The following is a 26076-nucleotide window of genomic DNA, read 5'->3' as shown; positions in this document are numbered from 1 at the left end:
TGACAATGCCTGTGGACAACTCCTTGCCCGAGGAAACCGATGTCGTATGGTCGACGGAGCGCCCGCCGGCGAGATGCGACGGCGGGGCCCGACCCGGGAGGAGCCCCCGTGACGCAGCAGGTCCCGTCGACCGAGCCGGAGCTGGCCGGTGTGCGCAATTTCCGTGACGTGGGCGGACTGCCCACCACGGACGGACGGCGGGTGCGTCACGGCGTGCTGTTCCGCAGCGGGCACCTGGCGCACGCGACGGAGGACGACGCGGCCTTCCTCGCCTCCCTGGGCCTGCACACGATCTTCGACTTCCGCAACGCGGCCGACCAGAAGCTGGAGGGCCCGGACGTCGAGCTGCCCGGCGTGCGGAACGTGAACCTGCCGCTGAGCGACCCGGCGGACGGCGCCGAGTTCTGGAAGATGGTCCGCGACGGCGACCTCGACCAGCTGCGCGGCATCCTGGACGACGGCAAGGGGGCGGCACGGATGATCGCCTCGTACCGGTCGATCGTCACGGAACGCACCGCCGAGCACTCCCAGGTGCTGCGCGCCCTCGTCGAGGACAGCGTGCCCGCCCTGATGCACTGCGCGGCGGGCAAGGACCGCGCGGGCATCTCGATGGCGGTGACGCTCCTCGCGCTCGGTGTGGAGCGCGAGGCGATCGTCGCCGACTACCTGGAGTCCAACGCCAAGCACCGGCGCTACAAGGTCCGCCGCAGCGGCAGCGCGGACACCGCGTACACCCCGGAGATCATGGAGCTCCTCAGCCCCCTCTTCGACGCCCGTGCCGAGTACCTGCACGCGGCGTTCGAGACCATCGAGGGGACCTGGGGCGGGGTGGACACCTACCTGGAACAGGGTCTCGGTCTCACCCCGGCGTCCCGCGACGTGCTGCGCGAGCGTCTGCTGGACTGACCGAGCCAGGCCCGTGTCCGGCAGCGACGCCGGCATGACGGCCCGGCCGGGTCAGTTCTTCGCTCCCAACGCGAACAGCAGGAAGAGGAACGCGGCCAGGACATGGCCGGCCGCGATGTAGATGATCAGCCGGATCCACAGGGAACGGGGGAACTTCGTCTCGAAGTCGCTCATGGCAGCTCTCCGGTCAGCGGGCCCAGGCACAGCGTGGCCGTGGGGCTCTGCAGCAGGGTGTGGACGAACAGCAGCTCGACGCCGTCGTGGTCCACGGCGGCGAGGCGGTGCGGGGTGAGGGAGTCGAAGTGGGCGCTGTCGCCGGGCGCGAGCAGGTGCGCCGCGTCACCGAGGCGCAGCCGCAGCCGGCCCCGGAGGACGTAGAGCCACTCCTCGCCCGGATGGACGCGCACGACGTCGCCCTGCGAGCCGAACGGCACGCGCACGCGCAGGGCCTGCATGCCGCGGCCCGGCGCCCCCGCCTGGAAGTACGTCCAGCCGCCCGCCCGGGTCGGCTCCATGTCGCCGGACCGCACGATCGCGTCACGGTCGGCGACCGTCTCGCCGAGCAGTTCGGAGACGGTCGTACCGTAGATACGGGCGAGGGCCAGCAGCATCGGCAGCGACGGCTGCCGCTGTCCGGTCTCCAGCCGGGACAGATGGGCCGGTGAGAGCCCGGCGGCGCGGGCCGCGGCCTCCAGGGTGAGGCCGGTGCGCCGGCGCAGTGCCCGCAGCTGCGGTGCGACGGCGGGCAGCTCGTCGCCCGGGTCCGCCGGTGGTCCGGCGTCTGAGGCGTTCATGCCTCCATTGAGCCGCTTTTTTGCCTGTGCGGCAATTTTTTTGCCTCTGAGGCAAGACTCGCGGGCCGGCTTCGCCTGACCCTTCCGTCCTGTGACTGGCCGAAACACCTCCGTCCCGCACCGGGGCATGCCGGTCGGTGCGGGACGGAGGCGGGTGCGGTGGGATCAGCGGTTGGCGACCGCCTGCTTGATGAGTGTCTTGCCGAAGTCCCACATCAGGCCGCCGCCGCTGTGCGCGTCGTCCATCACCGCCGTGAAGGCATCCATGAACCGCTCGACGTCCGCCTCGTCGATGATCAGCGGCGGGATCAGCTTGATCACCTCCAGGTGGTCGCCGGAGACCTGGGTGAGGATCCGGTGCCGCTGCAGCAGCGGTACGACGACCATCTGCGCGAACAGGCCCTTGCGGGCGGCCTGGAGCATGGTCCAGCGGCTGCGCAGTTTCAGCGAGGAGGGCCTGCCGAACTCGATGCCGATCATCAGGCCCCGGCCGCGGACGTCGGCGAGCAGCTCGTAGGTGTCGACCAGCGCGGTCAGCCGGGACTTCAGCAGCTCGCCCGTCTTGCGCACGCCCGCGACGATCTGCTCGTTCTCCATGACCGACAGCACCGCGAGTCCGCACGCCATCGCCTGCGCGTTGGAACCGAAGCTCGCCGAGTGGACCAGGACCCGGTCCATGGACGAGTAGACCTTCTTGAAGATCCAGTCCTTGCCCAGGGTGGCGCCGACCGGGACGTACCCGCCGGACAGCGCCTTGGCCACGCACACCAGGTCGGGTTCGACGCCGTCCTCGTGCTGGTAGGCGTAGAAGTCGCCGGTACGGCCGAGACCGGTCTGCACCTCGTCGGCGATGAGCAGCGCCTTGTGCTTGTGCAGCAGCTCCTGCGCGGCGCGCAGATAGCCGGGCGGGGCCTCGTGCACCCCCTTGCCCTGGATCGGCTCCACGATCAGCGCGGCCACGTCGCCCTTCTTCAGCTCCCGCGCCAGGGCGTCGAGATCACCGAGGGGGACGGCGGTGTCGGGCAGCAGCGGGGCGAAGCCGTCGCGGAAGCCGCTCTCGCCGTTGACCGACAGGGAGCCGGTGGTCAGGCCGTGGAAGGCGTGGTCGCAGTAGAGGATCCTGGGCCTGCCGGTGGCGTACCGGGCGAACTTCAGGGCCGTCTCGACGGCCTCCGTGCCGCTGTTGCCGAAGAACACCCGGTCCAGGTGCGGGCTGTGGGTGAGGAGCCGTTCGGCGAGCAGTCCGGGCAGCGGCTGGCAGTCGAATCGGGTGAGGTCGGCGAGGTCCAGGTCGAGCACGTCGTGCAGCGCCTTGCGGACGACCGGGTGATGGCGGCCGAGGCCCATCACCCCGAACCCGGCGAGCATGTCCAGGTGGTCGTTGCCGTCCGCGTCGAAGAAGTGGGCGCCCTCGGCCCGCTCGTAGACCTTGTCGAAGCCGATGGTGTGCAGCATGCGCGGGAGCTGCGGGTTGAGGTGCTTGGTGTGCAGCTCGTAGCGCTCGGCTCCGCGCTCGGCGAGCAGGGCGCCGAGGTCGAACTCCGTGCTCATTCACTCTCCTTGTCAGTGCCCCGAAGGACGCGGGGCCCAGTCGGTGCGCGGCTACCGCCGCGAGGGCGCGACGAGCCCCGACGGCGCCGCGGACGCGATGCGGCCTTTCCCGGCACTGCCGGCCCCGCGCCCGGCGTCCCGCACCGCGAGGCCGGCGCTGATCCGCCCGGCGATCTCGACGGGCGTGAGACCGATGTCGGCCAGCACCTCACCGCGCTTGGCGTGCGCGAGGAACTGCTCCGGGATGCCGAACCGCCGTACCGGCACGTCCACGTCGGCGTCGCCCAGGGCCAGCGCCACGGCCGAACCGACGCCCGCGGAGCGGCTGTTGTCCTCGACCACGGCCACCAGCCGGTGTTCGGCGGCGAGGCCCGGCAGCGACGGGTCGACGGGCTTGACCCAACGGGGGTCCACCACCGTGCAGTCGATGCCGCGCGCCTCCAGCAGGTCGGCCGCCTGGAGGCACACCGGGGCCATCACGCCGACGGCCACCAGCAGCACCTCGGGGCGTTCGGCACGGTGCAGCACGTCCATGCCGCCGACCCGGTCGACGGCCGGGATGTCCGGGCCGACCGACTCCTTCGGGAAGCGGACCAGGGTCGGTGCGTCGTCCACGGCGACGGCCTCGCGCAGCTGGGCGCGCAACTGGCCCGCGTCACGCGGGGCGGCGATCCGGAGACCGGGGACGACCTGGAGGATCGACATGTCCCACATGCCGTTGTGGGAGGCCCCGTCGACGCCGGTGACGCCGGCCCGGTCGAGGACGAAGGTGACGCCGCAGCGGTGCAGGGCGACGTCCATCAGCAACTGGTCGAAGGCCCGGTTGAGGAAGGTGGCGTAGACGGCGACGACCGGGTGCAGCCCGCCGGTGGCGAGGCCGGCCGCCGAGACGGCCGCGTGCTGCTCGGCGATGCCGACGTCCCACACGCGGTCGGGGAAGCGCTCGGCGAACTTCCCGAGGCCCACCGGGTGCAGCATGGCCGCGGTGATGGCGACGACGTCGTCGCGTTCCTCGCCGATCTTGACGATCTCGTCGCCGAACACCGAGGTCCAGGAAGGGCCGTTGGACGGTGCGAGGGGCTCGCAGGTCAGCGGGTCCATCACACCGACGGTGTGAAAGTGGTCCTCCTCGTGGGCGAGGGCGGGCTCGTAGCCGCGGCCCTTCTCGGTGAGGCAGTGGACCAGCACCGGGCCGTGGAAGCGTTTCGCGCGGCGCAGCGCCGACTCGACGGCCTTGACGTCGTGGCCGTCGATCGGGCCGACGTACTTCAGGCCCAGGTCCTCGAACATGCCCTGCGGGGCGAAGGCGTCCTTGAAGCCCTTCTTCGCGCCGTGCAGGGACTCGTAGATGGTGTTCCCGACGATCGGTGTGCGCAGCAGTACGTCCTTGCCCCAGGCGAGGACCTTCTCGTAGCTGTCGGTGGTGCGCAGGGTGGCCAGGTGGTTGGCGAGGCCGCCGATGGTCGGGGCGTAGGAGCGTTCGTTGTCGTTGACGACGATGATCAGCGGGCGGTCCTTGGCGGCCGCGATGTTGTTCAGCGCCTCCCAGGCCATGCCGCCGGTCAGCGCGCCGTCGCCGATGACCGCGACCACATGGCCCTTCTCCCCCTGCACCTGGTTGGCCTTGGCGAGGCCGTCGGCCCAGCCGAGCGCGGTGGAGGCGTGGCTGTTCTCGATGACGTCGTGCTCGGACTCCTCGCGTGAGGGGTAGCCGGACAGTCCGCCCTTGCCGCGCAGCTTGGAAAAATCCTGACGTCCCGTCAGCAACTTGTGTACATAGGACTGGTGGCCGGTGTCCCACAGGATGCGGTCGACCGGCGACTCGAAGACCCGGTGGAGTGCGATGGACAGTTCCACCACCCCCAGGTTGGGCCCGAGGTGACCTCCGGTCCTCGATACCGCCTGCACCAGGAACTCGCGTATCTCGTGGGCCAGTTCACCGAGTTCCGCCTCGGACAGCGCCTTCAGGTCGCGTGGTGTCCGGATGGTCTCCAGAATGGTCACGCTGTGCCCCCTCTCGGTCCGTGCCGTGCTCTGCTCAACTCATTCGTCTGCGGGGATCGTCCGCTCGGCGAGCTTCATGGCCTCCTCGATGAGGGTCTCCACGATCTTCGACTCGGGGACGGTCTTGATGACCTCGCCCTTCACGAAGATCTGCCCCTTTCCGTTGCCCGAGGCAACTCCGAGGTCGGCTTCACGGGCCTCGCCGGGACCGTTCACCACACACCCCATCACCGCGACCCTGAGCGGCACTTCCATGCCCTCGAGGCCCGCCGTGACCTCCTCCGCGAGCTTGTAGACGTCCACCTGGGCCCGGCCGCAGGAGGGACAGGAGACGATCTCCAGGCGCCGCTGCCTGAGCCCCAGCGACTGGAGGATCTGGATGCCGACCTTGACCTCCTCGGCGGGCGGAGCGCTCAGCGACACCCGGATCGTGTCTCCGATGCCCCGGCTGAGCAGCGCCCCGAAGGCCACCGCCGACTTGATCGTGCCCTGGAACGCCGGGCCGGCCTCGGTGACCCCCAGGTGCAGCGGGTAGTCGCACTGCTCGGCGAGCTGCCGGTAGGCCTCGATCATCACGACCGGGTCGTTGTGCTTGACGGAGATCTTGATGTCCCGGAAGTCGTGCTCCTCGAAGAGCGACGCCTCCCACAGCGCGCTCTCCACCAGCGCCTCCGGGGTGGCCCTGCCGTACTTCTGCAGCAGCCGCCGGTCCAGGGAGCCCGCGTTGACGCCGATCCGGATCGGCGTGCCGTGGTCCTTCGCGGCGCGCGCGATCTCCTTCACCTGGTCGTCGAACTTCTTGATGTTGCCCGGGTTCACCCGGACCGCCGCGCAGCCGGCCTCGATGGCCGCGAAGACGTACTTCGGCTGGAAGTGGATGTCCGCGATCACCGGGATCTGCGACTTGCGCGCGATGGTCGCGAGGGCGTCCGCGTCGTCCTGGGTGGGGCAGGCGACGCGGACGATCTGGCAGCCGGACGCGGTGAGTTCCGCGATCTGCTGCAGGGTGGCGCCGATGTCCGACGTACGGGTCGTCGTCATCGACTGCACCGACACCGGGGCCCCGCCCCCGACCGCCACCGGCCCGACCTGGATCTGCCGCGACTGCCGCCGCGGCGCGACCGGCCGGGCCGGTACCTCGGGAACGCCCAAGGGCACGGCGGTCATCGCCTCAGCCCTGCTTTCCGCTCGTCATGGTCTCGCGCGCGGCCCGCAGGGACTCCTTCAGGGAGCCCATCGTGGCCAGTACGGCGGTCGGCTCGTAGCCGCAGTGTGCCATGCAGTTGGCGCAGCGCGGATCCTTGCCGCGGCCGTACTTGTCCCAGTCGGTCTCCTCGACGAGTTCGCGGTACGTGGACACGTATCCGTCGCTCATCAGATAGCAGGGACGCTGCCAGCCGAAGAGCGAGTAGCTCGGGATCGCCCACGCCGTGCAGGGGAAGTCGACCTTGCCCTCCAGGAAGTCCAGGAAGAGCGGGCTCTGGTTGAGCCGCCACTTCCTGCGGTTGCCGCCCGCGAAGGCCTTCTTGAACAGCTCGCGGGTCTGCTGCACACCGAGGAAGTGCTCCTGGTCGGGGGCCTTCTCGTAGGCGTAGGCGGGCGAGAGCATCATCTCGTCCACCTTCAGGTCGTCATTGAGGTAGTTCAGCACCTCGATGACTGTCTGCGGGGTGTCGGTGTTGAAGAAGGTGGAGTTGGTGGTCACCCGGAAGCCGCGCCGCTTGGCCTCCTTGATGGCCTCCACGGCCTCGTCGAAGGTGCCCTCCTTCGCCACCGAGGCGTCGTGCCGCTCGCGCAGCCCGTCGATGTGCACGGCCCACGCGAAGTACGGCGAGGGCTTGAACTTGTCCATCTTCTTGCGCATGAGAAGGGCGTTCGTGCACAGGAACACGAACTTCTTCTTGGCGACCAACTGCCGCACGATCTCGTCGATCTGAGGGTGCATCAACGGTTCGCCACCGGCGATGGACACCATCGGCGCACCGGATTCCAGCACCGCGCCCACGGCTTGGGCGACGGGCATGCGCTGCTTGAGGACGCCCGCCGGATGCTGGATCTTGCCGCAGCCCTCGCACTTGAGGTTGCACGCGAACAGCGGCTCCAACTCGACCAGCAGGGCGAACTTGTCCCGCTTCTTGAGCTTCTGTTCGAACAGATATGTAGCGACCTTGATTGTCTGGCGCAACGGCATGGCCATCTGGCTCACCTCCGGGGGAGCAGCAAAGAACGGTGCCATTCGAAAAATGCGGGAAGAATGGAGCGAAGAACACGGAAAGCAGATATTCCACCGCGTACGGTGCCGATCCGGACGAGTTCATGTTCGGGAGCGTCCACGACGACCCGTACGGCTGCGACCGGGCGCTCTCCGCCGCGGACGGCCGTGAGGAGCGTGGCCGCCGACTCCATGTCGACCGCGATCGCTCCGGTCGCGAGCAGGTCGGACCGCTCATGGCCCCGGACCACATGGTCGGAGCCGGTGAGCGGGCCGGTGTGGACCGTGCGTCCGGGCAGGATGCGCACGAGTTCCTTGACGAGCAGTTCGGTGCCCACGCAGGCGACGGCGCCGCGCGGGTCCCGGGTCTCCTCGGCGACCACCAGGTCGCCGGGGTGCATACCGGGAGCGAGCCCGGCGCAGAAGCCGGTGGCCATCACGGCCGCGCCGGCCAGCGCCGGGCCCGCGAGCTGCCGGGTGACGGAGCGTTCCGCCGCACGGGGACCCATGCCCGTACGGAGGAAGCTGACCGGCCCGTCCGCCCCGCCTCTGTCCCCGGTGCGCAGGGCGAGGTGCTCGATGCCGAGCGCGCAGGCGATCAGCAGCGGGACGGATGCGGGCCGGGTGGTCAAAGTCAGCTCCCCTTCGCCTCGGACAGCGGCTTCCGGGCGAGGAGGCCGCGCTCGAAGGGGTCGCCGTGCAGATACCGGCCGAGCGCGGTGAGCGGGAAGACCTGCCGGTACAGGTGGTAGTTGATGGAGAAGTCCCAGGGGAAGCCGGTGCCGGTGAAGTACGGCTCGTCCCAGGTGCCGTCCTCGCGCTGGGTGTCGGCCAGCCACTGGATGCCGCGCTCGACGGCCTTGGAGTCCTTCTCCCCCGCCGCGAGCAGCGCCATCAGCGCCCACGCGGTCTGCGAGGCGGTGGAGGCGCCACGGCCGCTCCACTCCGTGGCGTACTTGTAGGAGCGCAGGTCCTCGCCCCAGCCGCCGTCGTCGTTCTGCACGCTCTCCAGCCAGCCCACCGCCCGCCGGATCGCCGGGTGCGAGCCGGGCAGCCCGGCCGCGGTCAGCGCGGGCACCACCGAGCCCGTGCCGTAGACGTAGTTGACGCCCCAGCGGCCGAACCACGAGCCGTCCGGCTCCTGTTCGGCGAGCAGCCAGTCGACGCCGCGCCGGGTGCGCGGGTCGTGGGCGAGCCCCTCGGCGGCGAGCATCTCCACGACGTGCGCGGTGACGTCGGCCGACGGCGGGTCGATGACCTCGCCGAAGTCGCAGAACGGCAGCCGGTTCGGGAACGGGCTGGTGTTGTCGACGTCGAAGGCGCCCCACGCGCCGTTCTTCGACTGCATGCCGAGGTTCCAGCGCACGGCCCGCCCGATCGCCCCGTCCACGCGGTCGGGGTCGTGGTGCCGGACCCGGCGCAGCGCGAGGGCGACCTCGGCGGTGTCGTCGATGTCGGGGTAGTTGTCGTTGTGGAACTCGAACGCCCAGCCGCCCGGCGGGAGTCCGGGCCGGCGTACGGCCCAGTCGCCGGGCCGGACGATCTCCTCGCCGAGCATCCAGTCGGCCGCCTTGACCAGTTGCGGGTGGTCGACGGGGAGACCCGCGTCGACGAGAGCGATGGTGGCGAGGCAGGTGTCCCACACCGGGGACTGGCAGGCCTCGATCATCCGGGCGCCGTCCTCGCGCCATACGGCGAAACGGTCCAGCGAGGCGAGGCCCTCGCGCATCACGGGATGTTCGAGGTCGTAGCCGAGCAGGTGCAGGGCGATGACCGAGTACACGGCCGGGGGCTGGATGCCGCCCCAGCAGCCGTCGTTCTCCTGCCGCTCGATGATCCACCGGGCCGCCGAGTTCATCGCGGCCTTGCGGAGTCTGCGCACGGCGACCCTGCGGTAGCCGCGGACCACCTTGTCGAGCCGCTGGAACAGCCCGTCCCAGCTCACCACCGGGGCGAGCGGCTGCGGCGGGTTGGGGTTCGCCGGGTCGGTGTGCAGCTCGTCCAGCGGGAACGGCGCCGGGCGCACCGGGCGCTTGGCGGAGACGATGGTGAGCGGCACGATCGTCTGCCGCGCCCAGCAGCCGAAGTCGTAGATGTTGAGCGGGAACCAGGTGGGGAAGTAGATCAGCTCCGGCGGGAGCTCGGGCAGGTCCTCCCACTTCCACCAGCCGAACAGGGCCAGCCAGATCCGGGTGAAGACACGGGAGGCGGCGATACCGCCGCGCTCACGGATCCAGGCGGAGGCCTTGGCCATGTGCGGGGCGTCGGGCGCGTCGCCGGCCAGGCGCAGGGCGACGTACGCCTCGACGGTGGTGGACAGCTCGCCGGGCCCGCCGTAGAAGGTGGCCCAGGTGCCGTCCTCGCGCTGCTCGCCGCGGATGAACTTGGCGGCGGCCTGCGTGGGCTTCTCGTCGCGGATCCCCAGGAACTGGCGGAGCAGCAGGTCCTCGGCGTCCATGGTGACGTTCGTCTCCAGGTCGCCCTTCCACCAGCCCTCGGCGTCCTGCCGCGCGAGCAGGAAGTCGGTGGCGCGCCGGGCGGCGCGTGCGGCGGCTTCTTGTACCCCGGCCGTCTCGGGGGTGGTGATGGCGGTGGTGTCGCTGGCCGCGGCAGCGCGGGACGGCACAGTCGCCCCGGTGCTTCCGTCGGTCGTCGCTGTCATGGCTTCCCCTTCGTGCAGTCGTGCGAGTCGTGCTGCTGTGGGTCCGCCGTCGGCCGGTGTCCTGATGTCGATCCTCGGACACCGGCCGGCGACTACGCGAGGCGTGTTGGGCCGATAGTGATCATCTCTTTCGTACGACGACGAAGTCGGCGAGCGCCGTGAAGGAGTCACGCACCCGGTCGGGCATGTCGACGGCGTCGAGGGCTTCGATGGCGATGGTGTGCTGACGGCGCGCTTCCCCGGCCGTCCAGTCCCGGCCGCCGGCCTGCTCGATGAGAGCCGCGCGGGCCGCGAACTCCTCCTCGGAGAAGTTCTCGAAGTCGCTGCTCTTGGCGTCCGCGGCGAGGATCTCGCCGAGCCGCTCGGAGGCGGAGCCGCCGGCCGCGAGCGCGGCGACGACCGGCAGGGACTTCTTGCGCTGGCGCAGGTCGCTCCAGGTCTGCTTGCCGGTGGCCTCCGGGTCGCCCCAGATGCCGAGCAGGTCGTCGACGGCCTGGAAGGCGAGGCCGAGGTGGTAGCCGTACCGCTCCAGGGCGTCGGCGGTGGCGGCGTCGGCGCCGCCGAGGACCGCGCCGATGGAGCTGGAGGCGGCGAGCAGCGCGCCGGTCTTGTTGCCCTCCATCTCCAGGCACTCCTCGACGGTGACCCGGTCGCGGTGCTCGTAGGAGATGTCCTGCGCCTGACCGTCGATCAGGGCGCGGGTGGCGGTGGTGAGCCTGCGGGTGGCGCGGCCGGCCTCGACGGTGCCGAGCTCCAGCAGGATCTCGTTGGCCAGGGCGAACAGGGCGTCGCCGACCAGGATCGCCTGGGCGGGGCCGTGCACCTTCCAGACGGTGTCGCGGTGCCGGCGCTGCTCGTCGCCGTCCATCAGGTCGTCGTGCAGCAGCGAGAAGTTGTGGACGAGTTCGACGGCGACGGCGCCGGGGATGCCCACCTCCGGCGCGGCGCCGGTGACCTCGGCGGAGAGCACGGCGAGCGCGGGACGCACGGCCTTGCCGCCGTCGCCGTCGGCCGGATTGCCCTGGGCATCGATCCAGCCGAAGTGGTAGGCGGCGACGGTGTCCATCGGAGACGCCAGCCGGTCGACGGCCGCACGCAGGACCGGAGTGGCCAGGGTGCGGCCGCGCTCCAGCAGCGCGGTCACGTCCACCGCGGCCCGTGGGGCGGGCGTCGAGGCCGGGGGCACAGTGGGCACAGTCTCTCCTCTTGTTGCGGTACCGGGGGTGCGGGGGCCTGCCGCGGGCTCCTGATCGAGCATCAGGCCGCCTCCTCGAACTCGAAGAGATGGCGGGGGCGGGGCCGGCCCAGGGCACTGAGGGCGGCATCGGCCGCGCTCACTCCACTGCGGACCGCACTCTCCATGGTCGCGGGCCACCCTGTGGCGGTCCACGCTCCGGCCAGGTACAGGCCGGGGGCCTTGGTGCGGGCGCCGGGCCGCAGCCGCCCGACGCCGGGGGTGGGGGCGAACGTGGCCGTGCGCTCCCGGGTCACGAAGAAGTCCTTCACCACGGCGCCCCGCGTACCCGGGATCAGCCGCTCCAACTCGGGCAGATAGCGCTCGCGCAGTTCGGCGACCGGCAGATCGATCTCCTCCTGCGCGGCCGACTGGGACAGTGCGAGGTACTGACCCTCGCTCAGTCCGGAGGCATCGGTGCGGTCGAACACCCACTGCACGGGGGTGCCGAGGGCCGCGAAGAAGGGGCGCGCGAGCACCTTGCGGTCGTAGACGACATGGACGTTGAGGATCGGCGCGGTGCCGATGTCCAGCAGCTGCCCGGGGGCGTCGAGGGCGCCGGGCGGCAGCAGGTCGTGGGCCTCGCGCTGGGGAACGGCGAGGACGACGGCGTCGGTTTCCAGGCGCTCGCCGGGAACCTGAACGCTCCAGGTGCCGTTCTCGTTGATAGAGACGGAGGTGACGCGTGTACGGACCTCGGTACGGACGCCCGCGGAGTCGAGCGCCTTGCGGGCCAGCCGGTCGTGCAGTTCGCCCAGCGGGACGCGGGCCCAGCCGATGTCGGCCGCGCCCGGGTCGGACAGCAGACCGGTCTTGAACACCATCGCGGCGAGCCCCAGTGAGGCGTCGCCCGCGACCGCGTTGAGGGTGGCGACCCCGACCAGGTCCCACAGGGCCTCGACGGCGCGCGCCGACTGGCCGTGCGCGGCCAGCCAGCTGCCGAAGTCCTGGGTGTCCAGGGCCGGATCGGCGAGGTCGAGCCCCTTCAGCGCGAGCGCGGCCCGCCCGACCGCGGCGCGCTCGGCGAGCGAGAGGTGCGGATAGGCGGCCAGGCTGCGCCCCAGATGGAGGGGGACGGGCAGCGGGTCGCGCCGCAGCCGGCCGAGCCGTCTGCCCTCGGGCTTGGCGACGTCGACGACGGGCACGTCCAGGCGGTCCTGCAGCGGTGCCAGCGCCGCGCCCTCGATCCGGTCGAGGAACCAGCGGTAGGCGGTGCAGCAGCGCAGGTACACGTGCTGGCCGTTGTCGACGGTCAGGTCGCCGCGCTGGAAGGAGAAGGCGAGGCCGCCCAGCCTGGGCCTGCCTTCGAGCAAGGTGACGCGCATGCCCGCGTCGGCGAGCGCGAGCGACGCGGTGATCCCGGCGAGCCCGCCGCCGACCACGACGGCGCTGCGGCCTGCCGCACCCTCTTCTCCCGCGGTGGCGTGCTGCTGTGCGGGGCGTGAGCCGTCGCTCATCGTGCGTCCTTCCGTGCGTGGCGAGCGTGCAGGTTGAACGGTGCACGGTCGGCCGTCGCAGTCAGGGACGCCACGCCGCAGTGGAGGGTTGCCTGCCGCGTGTCTTCTGGTTCGGTGAGGTCCATCAGCCGCGCCTCCTGACCGAGCGCGGGGAGACCTGGCGGCTCACATGCCGGGTGTCCAGACCCGACAGACCGCGTACGGCGACATAGGCCTTCTCGCGTCCGGGCAGCGAGACCCGGCCGCGCAGCACGGCCTCCGGGTCGCGCTCGATGCGGTCCAGCAGCCGGCGGTAGATGCCGGCCATGGCGGCGACGCAGGCGCCGCTGCGCCGGTCGAGCATGGGCAGCAGCTGGTAGCCCTCGGCGAAGAGGGCGCGAGCCCGGCGCACTTCGAAGTGCACGAGGCCCGCGAAGTCGGAGCCCTCCGGCGGGGTCGGCCCGTGGAACCCGGCGGAGCAGCCGAACTTGGCGAGGTCGTCGGCGGGCAGGTAGGTACGGCCGCCGTCCGCGTCCTCCCGGACGTCCCTGAGGATGTTGGTCAGCTGCAGGGCGAGGCCGAGCGTGTCCGCGTACTCGGGTGCGCGCTCGGCGCCGCGCGCGCCCGGTTCGGTGCCGAACACGCCGAGCGAGAGGCGGCCGATGGCACCGGCGACACACCGGCAGTAGACCTTCAGGTCGTCCCAGGTCTCGTAGGTCTCGCCGCGCACGTCCATCTGGACGCCGTCGATGAGCTCGTCGAGCCCGCCGAGCGGGATCGGGAAGGCGCGCGCGGCATGGGCGAGGGCGACGGCGACCGGATCGGTGTCGTCCTCCTCGACCTCGTCCTCCCGGACCCGGGCGAGCAGCGCCCGGGTGTCCTCCAGCCGCTTCAGCTTCACCTCGTCGGCCAGGTCGCCGTCGCCGATGTCGTCCACGCGCCGGGAGAACGCGTACAGCGCCGACATGGCGCGGCGCTTGGGCGTGGGCAGCAAGCGGATGCCATAGGCGAAGTTCCGCGCCTGCTGCCCGGTGACGGTCTCGCAGTAGCTGTAGGCGGCGAGTACCGGTGCGGACACCTGCGACGGAGAATCCACGGTCCGGATCACCCCTCTCCTCGCAGGATCACGCCCGTCTCACGCAGCAACTGGACCTTGCCGGGTCGGGGCGGGCCGGGAAGTACGTCGTATTCGGCGGCGGCGATCGCCCTGATCGCCGCCCTTCCCCCCGCCACGAACCCTGCGAGCAGCAGCTTCAACCTGCCGTGGACGCTACCCACCAGGGGGGCGCCTTCATTCAGCAGATCGCGGGCGCGTTGTGCCTCGTATGCAACCAGGGCGCGCACCGATGCGCTCGCGGTTTTCGCGGAGAGATCCGTTTCCTGGACGTGAAAGCGCTTCATGTCCGCGGCCGGGAGGTAGATCCGGTCGCGGCCGAGGTCCTCCGCGACGTCCTGGAGGTGCTCCACGATCTGCAACGCGGTGCAGATCGCGTCGGAGAGGCGGATCCGCTCGGGGGTCGAGGTGCCGGTGACGGCGAGGACGAGGCGGCCGACGGGGTTGGCGGACAGTTCGCAGTAGGCGAGGAGGTCGTCGTAGGTCTCGTAGCGGGCGACGAGCTGGTCCTGGCGGTTGGCGGCGATCAGGCCGAGGAAGGGCTCGGGGGTGAGGGAGCATCGGCGGACGGTGGGCTGGAGGCGGCGCAGCAGGGGGTGGCGCGGGGTGCCGTCGAAGACACGGCGCAGGTCGGCCTCGAAGGCGTCGAGGAGGACCAGGCGGTCCTCGGACTCGGCCGGCGACACGCCGAGCAGCCGGGCGTCGGCGCCGCCGGGGGCGAGGTCGCCGTCACCGATGTCGTCGACGAGGCGGGCGAAGCCGTAGACGGCCATGAGGTCGGTGCGCCAGGCCTTGGGCAGGAAGAAGGGGGCCACGGGAAAGTTCTCGCTCGTGGCCTTGTCCAGGGTGGCGCGCTCCGGATCCGGCGCCGTTTCGGTGGCCGTCACCGGGCGCTGCCATGCGCGGGGACGGCACATGCTGCGTTGAGCTGGGGAGTTTCCGTAGCCATTGCCGTCACATCTCCCGTTCTACACTGCCGACCCAATAGACACTATTTCGGACACGCCGCCCGGCAATCCGCGGGGTCGCCCCGGCGCGGGGTGTCGCGCATTATCGCCCCACTTGCCGCTTTCCGGCACCGGTACAGCTTACGTTGTACAACGCAGTGAGGTCCGTCGGGGTGTCCTGCACATCACAACAACACACCGATTGGCTCCAAGATTCCTCGGATCAAACGGAGTTGACGGTTCCTTTGCATACGCCGGCCCCGCCGGACGGCTTCCGGCGGGGCCCTGGCCGAAACGGGCTACTTGCCCGTGAACTTCTCGTATTCCTTCAAGACCTCTTCGGTCGGTCCGTCCATGCGCAGCTCACCGCGCTCCAGCCACAGAACACGGTTGCAGGTGTCGCGGATGGACTTGTTGTTGTGACTGACCAGAAACACCGTGCCGGCCTCCTTGCGCAGTTCCCGGATGCGTTCCTCGGAGCGCTTCTGGAACTTGCGGTCACCGGTGGCGAGCGCCTCGTCGATCATGAGGACGTCGTGGTCCTTGGCGGCGGCGATGGAGAACCGGAGCCGGGCGGCCATACCGGAGGAGTATGTGCGCATCGGCAGGGTGATGAAGTCGCCCTTCTCGTTGATGCCCGAGAAGTCGACGATGTCCTGGTAGCGCTCCTTGATCTGCTCGCGGGACATCCCCATGGCGAGACCGCCCAGGATGACGTTGCGCTCACCGGTCAGGTCGTTCATCAGGGCCGCGTTGACGCCGAGCAGCGAGGGCTGGCCGTCGGTGTAGACCCTGCCCTTCTCGGCGGGCAGCAGGCCGGCGATGGCACGCAGCAGCGTGGACTTGCCGGAGCCGTTGGAGCCGATCAGGCCGATGGCCTCGCCGCGGTAGGCGACGAAGGACACACCGCGCACGGCGTGCACCTTGCGCACCCCGCGCTCCTCGCCGCGCTTGATGATGCGGCTCAGGGCGGCCGTCGCGCTGCCCTTGCCGGTCTTGGCGCCGTTGACGCGGTAGACGATGTGCAGGTCGTCCGCGATGACGGTGGGGCGAAGCTCCCCGGTGTTCTGCTCGGCGTTCTGCCCCGAGTTCTGCTCTGCGTTGTGCTCTGCGTTCAGCTCAGCCACGGCCGTACCTCTCCTCCGCCTTCCAGAAGTACACGAACCCGCCGGCGAAGACGACCACGGCCCAGAACAGCGCGATGGCCCACACGTGCGGCGGCAGGTTCGAGGCGCCGTAGCCGTCGATCAGCGCGTAGCGCATCAGGTCCATGTAGACGGCGGCCGGGTTGACCTGGAGCAGCCGAACCGCGATCTCGGAGCGGCCCTCCATCATCTTGTTGATGGAGAACATCACGCCGGAGGTGTACATCCAGGTACGCAGGATGAACGGCATCAGCTGGGCGAGGTCCGGCGTCTTGGCGCCCATGCGGGCCACGATCATCGCGAGCCCGGTGTTGAACAGGAACTGCAGCAGCAGGACCGGCACGATCAGCAGCCAGGCGGGGCTCGGGTAGCTGCCGAAGCCGATCGCCACGACGAACATCACGATCATCGAGAACAGCAGCTGCTGGAGCTGCTGCAGCGAGAAGGAGATGGGCAGCGAGGCGCGCGGGAAGTGCAGGGCCCGCACCAGGCCGAGATTGCCGGAGATCGCACGGACACCCGACATGACCGAGCTCTGCGTGAAGGTGAACACGAACACGCCCGTGACCAGGAACGGGATGTACACGTCCTGGGACAGACCGCGGCTCGCGTGCAGGATCACGCCGAAGATGAAGTAGTACACGCCCGCGTTCAGCAGCGGCGTCGCCACCTGCCACAGCTGGCCCAGCTTGGCCTGGCTGTACTGCGCCGTGAGCTTCGCCTGGGAGAAGGCCAGGATGAAGTGGCGCCGCCCCCACAGCTGGCGGACGTACTCGGACAGCGAGGGCCGGGCGCCGCTCACGGCGAGCCCGTACTTGGCGGCGAGCTGCGCCGCCGTCAGTCCCTCGTCGGGCGACGGTATCGCGCTCACCGCGACACCGCCGTCATGGGTTGTGTGACTCACGAGTGGAAATCCGGACTCTCTTTGGTAAGAAGCTTGCTCTCTTCGGGTAAGAGAAGCTTCTCAGATCACCGGGGGACGGCCCAGCCGGGTCAGCCGCCACACCGTGCGCCAGCGCATCGGGCGGCGGGGGCCGCACGGCGTGGTCCAGCCCTCCTTGAAGCCGCCGAACCAGGCCCGCAGCGCCGGGCGGGAGGGGCGGCGCAGCAGGGTGAGCAGCAGCCAGACCCCGAGGTAGACGGGGACCAGCAGGGCGGGGAGGTTGCGGCGGGCCAGCCAGACGCGGTTGCGGGCGACCATGCGGTGGTAGACCGCGTGCCGCGAGGGCGCGGTCGTCGGGTGGTACAGCACCATGTCGGACCGGTAGTCGATCATCCAGCCGGCGTCGAGGGCCCGCCAGGCCAGGTCGGTCTCCTCGTGGGCGTAGAAGAACTCGTCCGGCAGCCCGCCGACCTCGGCGAACACCCGGGTACGGACGGCGTTGGCGCCGCCCAGGAAGGTGGTCACCCGGGAGGAGCGCATCGGGTCGGAGGCGCGCAGCCGGGGCACGTGGCGGCGCTGGGTCTCGCCGGTCTGCGGATCGGCGATCCGGAAGCTGACGATGCCCAGCTCCGGATCCGCGGTGAAGGCCTGGCGGCACAGCTCGGCGGTGTCGTGCCGGGCGAGCAGCCCGTCGTCGTCGAGGAAGAGCAATATGTCGACATCCCGGCCGCCGGGGCCGAAGGCCTCTATGCCGACGTTGCGGCCGCCGGGGATGCCCAGGTTCTCGGGCAGCTCGATCGTCCGCACGCCTTCGGGGACGTCCGGGACGGGCGAGCCGTTGCCGACGACCACCACCTCCACCGGGTCGCCGTCCTGCTTGGCGACCGAGTCGAGCAGGGCCCGCAGCTCCTCGGGGCGGTTGCCCATGGTGATGACGACGGCGCCGACCCGCATGGCCGTGCTCACTTCAGCCTGCTGGAGGCGAGGATGGACACCAGGTGCAGCAGGGTCTGCAGCAGGGCGATGCCGGCCAGCACCGCCACACCCAGCCGGGAGAAGAACAGGTCGCCGCGCGCCTGGTCGACGATCGCCAGGACCAGGATCAGCAAGGACGCCTCGATGCCGAGGATCAGCCGGTGGAACTTCAGGGCGGCGGCGGCCCGGCGGGCCAGCGCCATCCCGGAGGAGCGCATCTCGGCGGCGGCCTCCTTGACCGGGGGCTTGCCGGCCTGGTGGCGGGCGACGCCGACCAGGTCCGTCTCGGCCTTGATCAGGATGGCGCCGAGCGCGGCCAGGGTGCCGAGGAAGGCCCACAGCCAGTCGATGCGGCCGCTGCCCCACAGGTCGGCGGCGCGCAGCCCGAAGCCGGTGAGCACCGCGGCGTCGGTCAGATAGGCGCCGACCCGGTCCAGGTAGACGCCGTTCAGCGAGTACTGCTTCTTCCAGCGCGCGATCTCGCCGTCGACGCAGTCCAGCAGCAGGTACATCTGGACACAGACCACGCCGAGCACGGCGCCCGGGATCCCCGGCACCAGGAGCGCCGGGGCCGCCAGCACACCGAAGACGGTCATCAGGTACGTGAGCTGGTTGGGCGTGACCCTGGTGTTGACCAGGTAGCGGTCGACCCGCAGGGACACCTCACGCATGTAGAGGCGTCCCATCCAGTGCTCACCGCTGCGCCGGTCCTTCACCCCCGCGGGGTGGACGACCGGACGGAGTTCAGCTACCGATGGCCTTGACATAGTCGGCGTAGATGTCCTTGATCTGGTTCGTCTTGAGGTCGAGGTGTTCGAGGATCGTGTAACGGCCGGGGCGGGTCTCCGGGGCGAACCCCACCACGCGCACGAACTCGTCCACGGTGAAGCCGATCTCCTCCGGCAGCACCGGGAGCCCGTGCCGGCGCAGCACGCCGGCGGTGTGGACGGCCTCCTCGTGCGCCCCGCGCAGGTACATCGCGAAGGCCGCGCCGAGTCCGCACTGCTCGCCGTGGGCGGCCGCCCGCTTGGGGAACAGCAGGTCGAAGGCGTGGTTGATCTCGTGGCAGGAGCCGGAGGACGGGCGGGAGTCGCCGGAGATCGACATCGAGATGCCGCTGAGGACGAGCGCCTCGGCGAGCACCTGGAGGAACTCGTTGTCGCCGATGCCGCCGGGGTGGCGCAGCACCGCCTCGCCGGCCTGGCGGGCCATGGCCGCGGCGAGACCGTCGATCTTCTCGCCGTTGACCCGGTTCGACAGCTCCCAGTCCGCGACCGCGTTGATGTTGGAGATCGCGTCGCCGATGCCGGCCCGGACGAAACGGGCCGGGGCCTCGCGGATCACGTCCAGGTCGATGACGACCGCTATGGGGTTCGGCACACCGTAGGAGCCGCGTCCCGCGTCGTTGTCGAGCGTCGCGACCGGCGAGCACAGGCCGTCGTGCGCGAGGTTCGTCGGCACGGCGACCAGGGGCAGGCCGACGCGTGCCGACGCGAACTTGGCACAGTCGATGATCTTGCCGCCGCCGAGGCCGACCACCGCGTCGTAGTGGCCGGACTTCATCTCGCCGGCCAGCCGGATCGCGTCGTCCAGGGTGCCGCCGCCGACCTCGTACCAGGTGGCGTCGGGCAGCGAGGGGGCGATGCGCTCGCGCAGCTTCGAGCCGGAGCCGCCGCTGACGGCGACGGCGAGCCGGCCGGACTGGGCGATGCGCTCGTCGGCGAGGACGCCGGCCAGGTCGTCCAGGGCACCCGGGCGGATGTCCACGACGACCGGCGAGGGAATCAGCCGGGTCAGTAGTGGCACGCGATCTCCCGTCCCTTGGCGAGGTCGTCGTGGTTGTCGATCTCGACCCACTTGACGTCGCCGATCGGCGCCACGTCGATCCGGAAGCCGCGGTTGACCAGCTCCTGGTACCCGTGCTCGTAGAACTGCTGCGGGTCCGTCTCCCAGACCGTCTTCAGCGCGTCGGCCAGCTCGGGGGCGGCGTCGCCCTCGATCAGGGTGACGCCGATGTACTCACCGGTGGCCTCGGCGGGGTCCATCAGCTTGGTGATCTTCGTCATGCCCTTCTCGGGGTCGACGACGACCTTCATCTCCTCGTCGGCGAGGTTCTTCACGGTGTCCAGCGCGAGGATGATCCTCTTCCCCTCGCCGCGGGCCGCGAGCAGCGTCTTCTCGACGGAGACCGGGTGCACGGTGTCGCCGTTGGCGAGGATCACGCCGTCCTTGAGGGCGTCACGGCCGCACCACAGGGAGTAGGCGTTGTTCCACTCCTCGGCCTTGTCGTTGTCGATGAGCGTGAGCTTGAGGCCGTACTTCTGCTCCAGGGCCGCCTTGCGCTCGTACACGGCCTCCTTGCGGTAGCCGACGATGATCGCGACCTCGGTCAGGCCGATCTCGGCGAAGTTGCCGAGGGTCAGGTCGAGCACCGTGATCGAGTCCTCTATGCCCGCGGGCCCCACCGGCACCAGCGCCTTGGGCAGGGTGTCGGTGTAGGGGCGCAGACGCCGTCCGGCGCCGGCCGCCAGCACGAGGCCGATCATGCGGGTTCTCCTTCGTCGTGTACGGCTGGGGCCCCGGCGGAGACCCAGAAGCGGATGCTCTCGGCGAGCACCACGAGGGCGACGGCCACGGCGAGGACCGTGAGCGCGACCGTGAACTGCGAGGCGGTGAGCACCGCGGCCAGAACGGTGACGAGCAGCGTCCGCCCCTCGTGCCCGCCGATGACGCGCACCAGCCAGGCCGGGGGCGCTCCGGCGTTGCCGCGGATGCGGTACACCGTGTCGTAGTGATGGTAGGCGACGGCCGCCACCAGGCCGAAAGCCGCAGGAAGGGCACCGTTCACCCCTGCTTTACCGGCGAGGGCGAGCACGGTGCCGTACTCGGCGGCCCGGAAGAAGGGCGGGACCAGCCAGTCGAGGGCGCCCTTGAGGGGACGGGCGACGGCGAGGGCCGAGGTGAGGACGTAGAGCAGGGCGCCGATCACCGGCAGCACCGAGCCGTGGCCGCTGAGGGCGGAGCAGCCGACAACCGCGGCACCGCCCAGGAGCGCGACGGCGGGCACGGCGAGACCCGGCAGGCCCCGCTTGGCGACCTGCTTGACGGCGTCCGCGAGCGGTCCGGAGTCGGCGAGGTCCGCCAGCGCCCGGGCCGCCCGGTCGGTGCGCCGGGCCTTGCGGGTCAGGGAGCGCAGCACGCGGCCCGCCGTGGTGTAGGCCGCCGCGAAGGCGCAGCCGATGAGCAGCGCGTAGAAGGTGATGCGGGGGGTGGTGGCCGCGGTGAGGACCGCGATCATCGCCCACCGCTCGCCGATCGGCAGCACGATCATCCGCCGCAGCCACACCGTCCAGCCGACGCTGTCCAGCTTGTCGGAGAGCGCCGCGGTGGGGCTGGTGTTGGCGGCGGCGTCGTGATTGGCCTCGTTGAAGGAGAAGTCGACCACGTGCCGGCAGGTCTGCAGGACCATGGCGCCGAGCGCGAGCGCCCATACGTCGTCATGGCCGCCGCTCCGGGCCGCTCCCAGCGCGAGGCCGGCGTAGTAGGCGTACTCCTTGGCCCGGTCGAAGGTGGCGTCGAGCCAGGCGCCGAGCGTGGAGTACTTCAGGGCGTAGCGGGCGAGCTGGCCGTCGGTGCAGTCCAGCACGAAGGAGGCGATCAGCAGCACGCCGGCCGCTATGAAGCCGCCGCGGGTGCCGGTGGCCGCGCAGCCCGCCGCGATCAGGGCGGTGAGCAGCGAGGCCGTGGTGACCTGGTTCGGGGTCAGTCCGCGGCGGGCGCACCAGCGGGCGAGGTAGCGCGAGTAGGGGCTGATGAAGAAGGTGGTGAAGAAGCCGTCTCGGGACTTCACCGCCGACTTCAGGCGTACGGCCTCGTCGTCGACGGCGGCCACGGCCTGCCGCGCCTCGTTGCGGGCCTGGGGGTCGGCGGGGACCGCGGCGACCAGGCTGCCCAGCTCCGGCCGGTGCACCTCGCCACCGTCGGCGTCGAGGGCGGTGACGACGCGGTCGGCGAGGCTGTCCACCGCGAGCGCGGTGCCGCCGCCCGCGGTGGTCTCCTGGGCCACGGCGCGGGTCATGGCCTGCCGGGCCGCCGGCTGGGCGGTCACGGCGCCGGGGATCGCGCTGAGCGGGAAGCGCGGGTCGGTCAGGCCGAGACGCAGGGCGTGCTGGTGACCGACGAAGCGGGCGTCGACCAGGGCCACGCGGTCGCCGGCCGGTGCGGCGGCGAGCAGGGTCTCGGCCTCGGCGGCGTCCGCTGCGACCCGGACGTCGAAGCCGAGGGACCGCAGATCGTTCTCGAGGGACGATCCGGGGACCGGCTGACCGGTGACGATGGCGGTCGACAACCGAACTCACTCCCTGGGTGCCGGCGCGGTGGCGCCGGTCTCTTGCGTGGTGGGGCGCCCTGCCAGCGGCACCCGGGCGGCATGTCGGCAGAGGCTATCGGATGGGCAGGAGCCCTTGTTCACCGGCCGTTCACGGCCCGGCCCACGGGGGCTGCCCCGGCCTTTGCCGCGATCATCATCGGGGATCCGGGGCCCGGCCCACAAACCCAAGGGCGCAGACCCGGGCATCCGGGACACCCGGCGCGTCGGCATAGGGTGAACGACCATGACGTGGCTGATCACCGGCGGAGCCGGATACATCGGGGCGCACGTGGCACGGGCCATGGCAGGCGCCGGGGAGAGCGTCGTGGCGCTGGACGACCTCTCGGCGGCGGTGCCCGCGCGGCTGCCCGCGGACGTCCCGCTGGTCGAGGGCTCGACGCTGGACGGCGAGGGGCTGAAGCGGGTCCTCGCCGCGTACGACGTCACGGGCGTCGTCCACCTCGCGGCGCGCAAGCAGGTCGCCGAGTCGGTGGCACAGCCCACCCGCTATTACCAGGAGAACGTGGGCGGTCTGGCCACCCTGCTGGACGCGGTCGCCGAGGCGGGGATCGAGCGCCTGGTGTTCTCCTCGTCGGCGGCGGTGTACGGCAACCCGGACGTGGACCTGATCACGGAGGACACCCCGTGCGCGCCGGTGAACCCGTACGGCGAGACCAAGCTGGCCGGTGAGTGGCTGGTGCGGGCGGCCGGAAAGGCGCACGGAATCTCCACGGTGTGCCTGCGCTACTTCAACGTGGCGGGCGCCGCGGCACCGGAACTCGCGGACACCGGCGTGTTCAACATCGTGCCGATGGTCTTCGACCGGCTCACCCGCGACGAGGCCCCGCGGATCTTCGGTGCCGACTATCCGACACCGGACGGCACCTGCGTCCGGGACTACATCCATGTGGCCGATCTCGCCGAGGCCCACCTCGCCGCCGCCCGCCGGCTCGCCGACGGGAGCGTGTCCGGTGATCTGACGCTGAACATCGGGCGGGGCGAGGGCGTCTCGGTGCGCGAGCTGATCACGGTCGTCAGCGAGGTCACCGGTGACCGCCGGGAGCCGGTGGTGGAGGCGCGCCGGCCGGGGGACGCGCCGCGCGCGGTCGCCTCGGCCGAGCGGGCCGCCGAACGGCTGGGATGGCGGGCCCGGCACGGGGTCCACGAGATGGTCGCCTCGGCCTGGCAGGGCTGGCGGCTGCACCACGGCGGCTGAGCCGAGGACGAACCGAGGCCCAGCCGCACCCGTTCTGACCTGCGGAACGTTTCCGCAGGTCAGGGCACATGACAACGGTGTTCAGTGCCGCGTTGCCCCATACCCCCCACCCGTAGTTCACTGGGCCGAGCCGGACGGATACGGAAGGGCGGATGTCATGGGGGCAGGGCACGACCACGGGCACGCACACAGCCATGCGCCGCCCACGGGTACGGCCGCGGCAGCGTACCGGGGCCGGCTGCGGATCGCGCTGGGCATCACGCTCACGATCATGGTGGTGGAGATCGTCGGCGGTCTGCTCGCGGACTCCCTCGCGCTGATCGCGGACTCGGCGCACATGGCGACCGACGCGGTGGGCCTCGGCATGGCCCTGCTCGCGATCCACTTCGCCAACCGCCCGCCGAGCACCAACCGCACCTTCGGCTTCGCCCGCGCCGAGATCCTCGCCGCCCTGGCCAACTGTGTGCTGCTGCTCGGGGTCGGCGGATACGTCCTGTACGAGGCGATCCAGCGGTTCGTGACGCCCGCGGAGACCCGTGGCGGCCTGATGATCGTGTTCGGTCTGATCGGCCTGGTCGCGAACTCGGTCTCGCTGACCCTGCTGATGCGCGGGCAGAAGGAGAGCCTGAACGTGCGCGGCGCCTTCCTGGAGGTCGCCGCGGACGCGCTGGGCTCGTTCGCGGTGCTGGTGTCGGCGGCGGTGATCCTGACCACCGGCTGGCAGGGCGCCGACCCGGTCGCCTCGCTGATCATCGGCGTGATGATCGTGCCGAGGACGCTGAAGCTGCTGCGCGAGACGCTGGACGTGCTGCTGGAGGCGGCCCCGAAGGGCGTCGACATGGCCGAGGTGCGGGCGCACATCCTGGCGCTGGACGGCGTGGAGGACGTCCACGACCTGCACGCGTGGACGATCACCTCCGGGATGCCGGTGCTGTCGGCGCATGTGGTGGTCCGGTCCGACGTGATCAGCGCCATCGGCCACGAGAAGCTGCTGCACGAGCTGCAGGGCTGCCTCGGCGACCACTTCGACGTGGAGCACTGCACCTTCCAGCTGGAGCCGAGCGGGCACGCGGAGCACGAGGTCCGGCTGTGCCACTGACGGGGCGCGAGGACACCACCGACGAGGCGCACGGGCGTTCGGCACCCACCCCTGACGGTTCCGTGATCTCCTGATAGGGCAGATGATCTACCGGGTCCGCCTTCCGGTACCGCGCCGCGCGCGGACGTGCGGGGAAGTGCCGGGAGTGCCGGATTCGTACGGCAGACTTGGGGTGCGAAGACCGAGGCGAAGGATGGGTATGCCGATCACACCTGCCACCGCGACGCACAGCTCGTCGAATGGCACCGCAGAGGCGATTTTGCTGGAACTGGTCGACGAGAAGGGTGTGACGATCGGCACGGCGGAGAAGCTCGCCGCGCACCAGCCGCCGGGACAGCTGCACCGCGCGTTCTCGGTGTTCCTCTTCGACGAGCAGGGCCGGCTGCTGCTGCAGCAGCGGGCCCTCGGCAAATACCACTCCCCCGGTGTGTGGTCCAACACCTGCTGCGGTCATCCGTACCCGGGCGAGGCGCCGTTCGCCGCCGCCGCCCGGCGTACCTTCGAGGAGCTCGGCGTGTCCCCGTCGCTGCTGGCGGAGGCGGGCACGGTCCGCTACAACCACCCGGACCCGGCCTCGGGCCTGGTCGAGCAGGAGTACAACCACCTGTTCGTCGGCCTGGTGCAGGCGCCGCTCGCGCCGGACGCGGAGGAGGTCGCCCAGACCGCCTTCGTGACGCCCGCCGAGCTGGCCGAGCGGCACGCCCGCGATCCCTTCTCGGCGTGGTTCATGACCGTCCTGGACGCGGCCCGCCCGGCGATCAGAGAACTGACGGGCGCGTCCGCGGGCTGGTGAGCCGCGCAGGGCACCTACACGGCGGGCCCGCGACGCTACGACAGCACCGACGGGCCCGCGATTCAGCACCCGCGCCGACCCCAGGCCACGGCAGCCTCGCCGGCCTGCGGGGGCACGCACAGAAGCCTGCCGGGTCGGCGCCTCGCCGGCCGGCAGCGTTACGGCGCTCTCGCCGACCCGCGGTTCGGCAGCCTCGGGGGCCTGCAGCGTTACAGCATTGGCGCCGACCCGCCGGGCCACGCCGTCTCACCGGCCTCCGGTACGGCAACCTCGTCGACCTCGGGACCACGGCTCTCGCCGGCCCGCGGGACCACGCAATCTCACCGGCCCCCGGTACGGCACCCTGGTCGGCCCCGGGGCCTCGGTAGCCTCGCCTGCCTGCAGCGTTACAGCACTCGCGCCGACCCGAAGGGCCACACAGTCTCGCCGGCTTCGGTACGGCAACCGGCCTCGGTAGGCTCGCCGGCCCGCAGCGTTACAGCACTCGCGCCGACCCGAAGGGCCACACACTCTCACCGGCCTCCGGTACGGCAACCTCGCCGGCCTCCGGACCACGGCTCTCGCCGGCCCGCCGGAGCACGCGCAAAGGCCTGCCGGGTCGGCAGCCTCGCCGGCCAGCAGCGCTACGGCACTCGCACCGGCCCGCAGGGCACCACAGTCTCACCGGCCTCCGGTACGGCAACCTCCTCGGTCCCGGGGCCACGGCGCTCCCGCCGACCCGGGGCCACGGCTGACT

General features: G+C 71.1%; 24 protein-coding genes. 4 read left to right on the top strand and 20 right to left on the bottom strand.

The features are described from left to right. Positions 1–108 precede the first annotated feature (108 nt). Positions 109–906 carry a tyrosine-protein phosphatase gene (locus tag ACQPXS_RS39175; RefSeq protein ID WP_356311150.1) on the top strand — a complete coding sequence of 266 codons (798 nt, stop codon included), beginning with the start codon at positions 109–111 and terminating at the stop codon, positions 904–906. 51 nt (positions 907–957) lie between these two features. Here ACQPXS_RS39175 and ACQPXS_RS39170 read toward each other — a convergent pair whose 3' ends face one another. From ACQPXS_RS39170 to ACQPXS_RS39075, 20 genes are all read right to left on the bottom strand, one after another. Next, positions 958–1080, bottom strand: coding sequence for a DUF6126 family protein (locus ACQPXS_RS39170; protein WP_351807035.1), 123 nt, complete (start codon positions 1078–1080; stop codon positions 958–960). Next, positions 1077–1700 (bottom strand): helix-turn-helix domain-containing protein, encoded by a 624-nt coding sequence (locus tag ACQPXS_RS39165; RefSeq protein WP_433454220.1) that lies wholly within the window; start codon positions 1698–1700, stop codon positions 1077–1079. Before ACQPXS_RS39165 ends, ACQPXS_RS39170 begins: the two co-directional genes overlap by 4 nt. A 165-nt stretch (positions 1701–1865) precedes the next feature. Next, a complete protein-coding gene (locus ACQPXS_RS39160) occupies positions 1866–3251 on the bottom strand; it encodes an aspartate aminotransferase family protein (RefSeq protein ID WP_433454219.1) in 1386 nt (461 codons plus the stop codon). A gap of 51 nt (positions 3252–3302) precedes the next feature. Further along, on the bottom strand, positions 3303–5255 hold the full coding sequence (gene dxs / locus ACQPXS_RS39155) for a 1-deoxy-D-xylulose-5-phosphate synthase (RefSeq protein ID WP_433454217.1): 1953 nt from the start codon (positions 5253–5255) through the stop codon (positions 3303–3305). Between the two features lie 39 nt (positions 5256–5294). Continuing rightward, positions 5295–6422 carry a flavodoxin-dependent (E)-4-hydroxy-3-methylbut-2-enyl-diphosphate synthase gene (gene ispG / locus ACQPXS_RS39150; RefSeq protein WP_433454215.1) on the bottom strand — a complete coding sequence of 376 codons (1128 nt, stop codon included), beginning with the start codon at positions 6420–6422 and terminating at the stop codon, positions 5295–5297. Between the two features lie 4 nt (positions 6423–6426). Then, on the bottom strand, positions 6427–7452 hold the full coding sequence (gene hpnH / locus ACQPXS_RS39145; RefSeq protein WP_351807029.1) for an adenosyl-hopene transferase HpnH: 1026 nt from the start codon (positions 7450–7452) through the stop codon (positions 6427–6429). A gap of 5 nt (positions 7453–7457) precedes the next feature. After that, on the bottom strand, positions 7458–8099 hold the full coding sequence (locus tag ACQPXS_RS39140; protein WP_433454213.1) for a 1-hydroxy-2-methyl-2-butenyl 4-diphosphate reductase: 642 nt from the start codon (positions 8097–8099) through the stop codon (positions 7458–7460). 2 nt (positions 8100–8101) lie between these two features. Continuing rightward, complete coding sequence (shc, locus tag ACQPXS_RS39135) at positions 8102–10129, bottom strand: squalene--hopene cyclase (RefSeq protein ID WP_433454212.1); 2028 nt, start codon at positions 10127–10129, stop codon at positions 8102–8104. Positions 10130–10250: 121 nt separating this feature from the next. Continuing rightward, entirely contained in the window at positions 10251–11315 is a 1065-nt protein-coding gene (locus tag ACQPXS_RS39130) for a polyprenyl synthetase family protein (RefSeq protein WP_433456163.1), read from the bottom strand. A 71-nt stretch (positions 11316–11386) separates the two neighbouring features. Further along, positions 11387–12820, bottom strand: coding sequence for a hydroxysqualene dehydroxylase HpnE (gene hpnE, locus ACQPXS_RS39125; protein WP_433454211.1), 1434 nt, complete (start codon positions 12818–12820; stop codon positions 11387–11389). Then, complete coding sequence (locus ACQPXS_RS39120; protein WP_433454210.1) at positions 12817–12945, bottom strand: DUF6380 family protein; 129 nt, start codon at positions 12943–12945, stop codon at positions 12817–12819. The genes hpnE and ACQPXS_RS39120 overlap by 4 nt, the downstream gene beginning before the upstream one ends. Further along, positions 12945–13907 (bottom strand): presqualene diphosphate synthase HpnD, encoded by a 963-nt coding sequence (gene hpnD / locus ACQPXS_RS39115; protein ID WP_433454208.1) that lies wholly within the window; start codon positions 13905–13907, stop codon positions 12945–12947. Before hpnD ends, ACQPXS_RS39120 begins: the two co-directional genes overlap by 1 nt. Continuing rightward, positions 13904–14830 carry a squalene synthase HpnC gene (gene hpnC / locus ACQPXS_RS39110; RefSeq protein ID WP_433454206.1) on the bottom strand — a complete coding sequence of 309 codons (927 nt, stop codon included), beginning with the start codon at positions 14828–14830 and terminating at the stop codon, positions 13904–13906. The genes hpnD and hpnC overlap by 4 nt, the downstream gene beginning before the upstream one ends. A gap of 329 nt (positions 14831–15159) precedes the next feature. Next, complete coding sequence (locus ACQPXS_RS39105; protein ID WP_351807056.1) at positions 15160–15900, bottom strand: ABC transporter ATP-binding protein; 741 nt, start codon at positions 15898–15900, stop codon at positions 15160–15162. A gap of 79 nt (positions 15901–15979) precedes the next feature. Beyond that, positions 15980–16909, bottom strand: coding sequence for an ABC transporter permease (locus ACQPXS_RS39100; RefSeq protein ID WP_399180186.1), 930 nt, complete (start codon positions 16907–16909; stop codon positions 15980–15982). A 60-nt stretch (positions 16910–16969) separates the two neighbouring features. Beyond that, on the bottom strand, positions 16970–17842 hold the full coding sequence (locus ACQPXS_RS39095) for a glycosyltransferase family 2 protein (protein WP_433456162.1): 873 nt from the start codon (positions 17840–17842) through the stop codon (positions 16970–16972). An 8-nt stretch (positions 17843–17850) separates the two neighbouring features. After that, positions 17851–18630 (bottom strand): CDP-alcohol phosphatidyltransferase family protein, encoded by a 780-nt coding sequence (locus ACQPXS_RS39090; RefSeq protein WP_351807020.1) that lies wholly within the window; start codon positions 18628–18630, stop codon positions 17851–17853. After that, positions 18608–19669 carry an iron-containing alcohol dehydrogenase family protein gene (locus ACQPXS_RS39085; RefSeq protein ID WP_433454203.1) on the bottom strand — a complete coding sequence of 354 codons (1062 nt, stop codon included), beginning with the start codon at positions 19667–19669 and terminating at the stop codon, positions 18608–18610. Before ACQPXS_RS39085 ends, ACQPXS_RS39090 begins: the two co-directional genes overlap by 23 nt. After that, a complete protein-coding gene (locus tag ACQPXS_RS39080; protein WP_351807018.1) occupies positions 19657–20409 on the bottom strand; it encodes a phosphocholine cytidylyltransferase family protein in 753 nt (250 codons plus the stop codon). The genes ACQPXS_RS39085 and ACQPXS_RS39080 overlap by 13 nt, the downstream gene beginning before the upstream one ends. After that, positions 20406–22211 (bottom strand): DUF5941 domain-containing protein, encoded by a 1806-nt coding sequence (locus ACQPXS_RS39075; RefSeq protein ID WP_433454202.1) that lies wholly within the window; start codon positions 22209–22211, stop codon positions 20406–20408. Before ACQPXS_RS39075 ends, ACQPXS_RS39080 begins: the two co-directional genes overlap by 4 nt. A gap of 265 nt (positions 22212–22476) precedes the next feature. On the opposite strand from ACQPXS_RS39075, the gene galE reads away from it, so the two are divergent. The 3 genes from galE to idi all read left to right on the top strand — a co-directional run bounded on the left by galE (position 22477) and on the right by idi (position 25340). Then, entirely contained in the window at positions 22477–23448 is a 972-nt protein-coding gene (gene galE, locus ACQPXS_RS39070) for a UDP-glucose 4-epimerase GalE (RefSeq protein WP_433454200.1), read from the top strand. A gap of 157 nt (positions 23449–23605) precedes the next feature. After that, positions 23606–24547, top strand: a complete 942-nt coding sequence (locus tag ACQPXS_RS39065; protein ID WP_433454198.1) for a cation diffusion facilitator family transporter — start codon at positions 23606–23608, stop codon at positions 24545–24547. A 199-nt stretch (positions 24548–24746) separates the two neighbouring features. Then, positions 24747–25340 carry an isopentenyl-diphosphate Delta-isomerase gene (gene idi, locus ACQPXS_RS39060; RefSeq protein ID WP_356311116.1) on the top strand — a complete coding sequence of 198 codons (594 nt, stop codon included), beginning with the start codon at positions 24747–24749 and terminating at the stop codon, positions 25338–25340. Positions 25341–26076 lie beyond the last annotated feature (736 nt).

Source organism: Streptomyces sp. CA-142005, from assembly GCF_050942335.1.
Lineage (GTDB): Bacteria > Actinomycetota > Actinomycetes > Streptomycetales > Streptomycetaceae > Streptomyces.
This window is presented reverse-complemented; position numbering and strand designations above follow the sequence as displayed.